Origin of the sequence: Candidatus Nitrosopumilus sp. (genome assembly GCF_029882185.1) — an archaeon.
Classification (GTDB): Archaea; Thermoproteota; Nitrososphaeria; order Nitrososphaerales; family Nitrosopumilaceae; genus Nitrosopumilus.
The window spans coordinates 1-2,822 of record NZ_JAOULD010000090.1; the positions used below are offsets into that span (position 1 = coordinate 1).

Here is a 2,822-nt window from a genome sequence, read left to right on the forward strand (position 1 = left end):
ATATGTGTGGTTCCAATAATTTTAATTATTTTCCTTTGTCTTTTTGCCTTCCCAGTTAGTTGGTTTGTTAACTTAAAGGTTTCAAAAAGAGATGTTTTCAACGTGTCTGATGATATATTTTATCTTATAAAATATTAATCTCACAATAATTTGATTTACAATAGTAACACAATTTATTAATAAAAAAAATATATCTTTTTAAATGGCTTCGCTTGAGATTAGAAAGTGAAAAATCAAAAGATTCCTCTTATCGTAATGTTTACAATAGTTTCAATTATTTCTGTTGCTGCAATGACTCAGGCTTATGCACAGTCTACATCTGATGGGATGGATGGTTATGTGCTTGGAACTTCTGGAATATACACTGGTAATCCTCATGAATGTTGGTATTCTGATGATGATGGCAACATGTTACCTTGTAGAATTGACACTGGTGACACAGCTTGGATGTTGACTGCTACTTCTTTAGTACTTTTGATGAGTCCTGGTGTGGGTGTATTTTATGGTGGTCTTGCTAGAAGTAAGAACGCTGTTAATGTTTTCGGTATGACTTTAGTAATTATGGGCGTAGCCGCTGTTCAATGGCTTGCATTTGGTTATTCATTGGCATTTGGTCCTAATTATGAAGCAGGTAATGCATTTATGGGTGCACTTGACTATGTTGGGTTCAATAATGTTTCTCACTTTGCCCCACTTGGTTCAGTAGGTTCTTGTACTGATACATGGTCAGCTGCATATCAAATGAATGCAATGGTTGATGCGGATCAATGTAGCCAAGATTGGCCTGGTACTATTCCTCATATGCTTTTTGCAGCATTTCAGGGAACATTTGCAATAATTACTCCTATTTTAATTATTGGTGGTGTTGTTGACAGAATGAAATTCAGTGCAATTTTGATATTTGTTATAGTTTGGTCCACATTTGTCTACTACCCAGTTGCTCATTGGATATGGGGCGGTGGATTTATGTCAGACGGAACACTGGATTTAGATCCTTCTCTATCACCTAGTTATGTGCTTGATTTTGCTGGAGGAGCAGTTGTACATATTACTGCTGGATTTGCAGCATTAGCTGCTGCACTTGTCTTAGGAAGAAGAATGGGACTTGGAAAGGTTCCAATGGAACCACATAATGTTCCATTAGTTGTTTTAGGTGCTGGTATTCTCTGGTTTGGTTGGTTTGGATTTAATCCTGGAAGTCAAGTTATGGTTGATGGTGTAACTGTCAGTGCTTGGATGGCTACTAACATAGCTGCTGGAATGGGTACCGTGACATGGGTATTATTAAGTTGGGCTCATACCGGAAAACCAAGCATCATTGGTGCTGCTACTGGTACCATTGCTGGATTAGGAACCATTACTCCTGCGTCTGGTTGGGTAGGTCCAATGGGTGCGTTGATTATTGGAATTGCTGCTGGTGCTGTATGTTATGGCGCAGTAGCATTGAAGAATGCTAAAAAATGGGATGATGCTTTAGACGTTTGGGGAGTTCACGGTATGGGTGGATTGACCGGAGTTATTCTTGCTGGGACCCTAGCAAGTCCACATATCTGGGATACTGGTGGTGATGGTATTGGTGCATGGACTGGTACTGCAGAGGGTATGGAACAACAAGGCATCCAAATAATTGGTGCTGTTATAGCTGTTGGTTATACTTTAGCGGTTACTTTTGGTATTCTTAAAGTGATGGATTTAGTATGGCCTGGTGGCATCAGAGTAACTCCTAGGGAAGAAGAGATAGGATTAGATTTAGCACAGCATGGCGAGCGTGCTTATGTTAATGAATAACAGATTAATGTATATCTTTAATTTGTAATATTCATTGTTTTCTATGTTAACGTATTCTATCTAGATTGAGAAGCAATAAGAAAAAATACTGTCTTGTTTTAATTTCTAGATTTGTTTGTGATTAGAGATATTTGAAAATCTCTGTCTTAAAAAATTATTTTGAAATTCTACTTTGTTATCTATATCTTTTTTAACAACATAATATTAACAGAAACATGAAAAGATTGGAAACCATAGTTAGGAGTGATAAATTATCTGAAGTGGTTAGTGCAATTAAATCTACAGGTGCAAAAGGCGTAACTGTAACAAGCATAAAAGGTCAGGGTTCTGGAGAGCGACCTATGCTTCGAAGCGGTAGAGGAACAACACAGTTTAGAGCTGAATATAATATCATGGATTCTATCATGACCGTTGTAGATGATTCTGAAGTTCCAAAAGTTATTTCAGCCATATCTCAAGCTGCATATACTGGGAAGAGTGGTGATGGAATAGTAATTGTTACAGATGTTGATCAGGTAGTTAATATTGCCAGTAAAAAGACAGACTCATCAGCACTTTAGTATCAAACAAGAAATTTTTTAATTTTTAATTTTTAATTTGAATAACTGTTTATCTATATTGTGAGTATAATCAAAAACATACCTTTAATATTCTAATATTTAGTGTATGTAATTTTTTGATTTATTATGTATTATTTAGATGTTCAATGGTTTACTAGATGAGAACCGCTTCTAAAGAATGTTAGCAGTGATTTTGGTATATCCCAATAGAGAATATCAACAAATCAAATAACTCATCTTCTCTTTGTTTTGGTATCTAGTGCAAATCAATTTAGATTGCATTAATTTACTTCAATTATGTTGATTTCTGTAGAAGAACTTTACTCAATTCTTACTGATACTGATCTGATTATAGTTGACACTCGTTCATTCAAAGAATACTCTGAAGGTCATATTCCTGGGGCTGTTCATTTAGATCTATTTGCATTTCATTGGATTGATACAACAAAACAAGGAATTGAAAATTTTGATAAT

Annotated in this window: 3 protein-coding genes; all 3 read left to right on the forward strand. The window is 35.5% G+C overall.

All coding sequences use genetic code 11. The features are described from left to right. Positions 1-255: 255 nt before the first annotated feature. Positions 256-1,788, forward strand: coding sequence for an ammonium transporter (locus OEW78_RS10365; protein ID WP_366523069.1), 1,533 nt, complete (start codon positions 256-258; stop codon positions 1,786-1,788). Positions 1,789-2,003: 215 nt separating this feature from the next. Then, the gene (locus OEW78_RS10370; protein WP_300327216.1) at positions 2,004-2,348 is read left to right on the forward strand and encodes a P-II family nitrogen regulator; all 345 of its coding nucleotides are present in this window, start codon (positions 2,004-2,006) and stop codon (positions 2,346-2,348) included. 297 nt (positions 2,349-2,645) lie between these two features. Next, the coding region (locus OEW78_RS10375) for a rhodanese-like domain-containing protein (protein WP_300327217.1) at positions 2,646-2,822 on the forward strand (177 nt) is incomplete at its 3' end.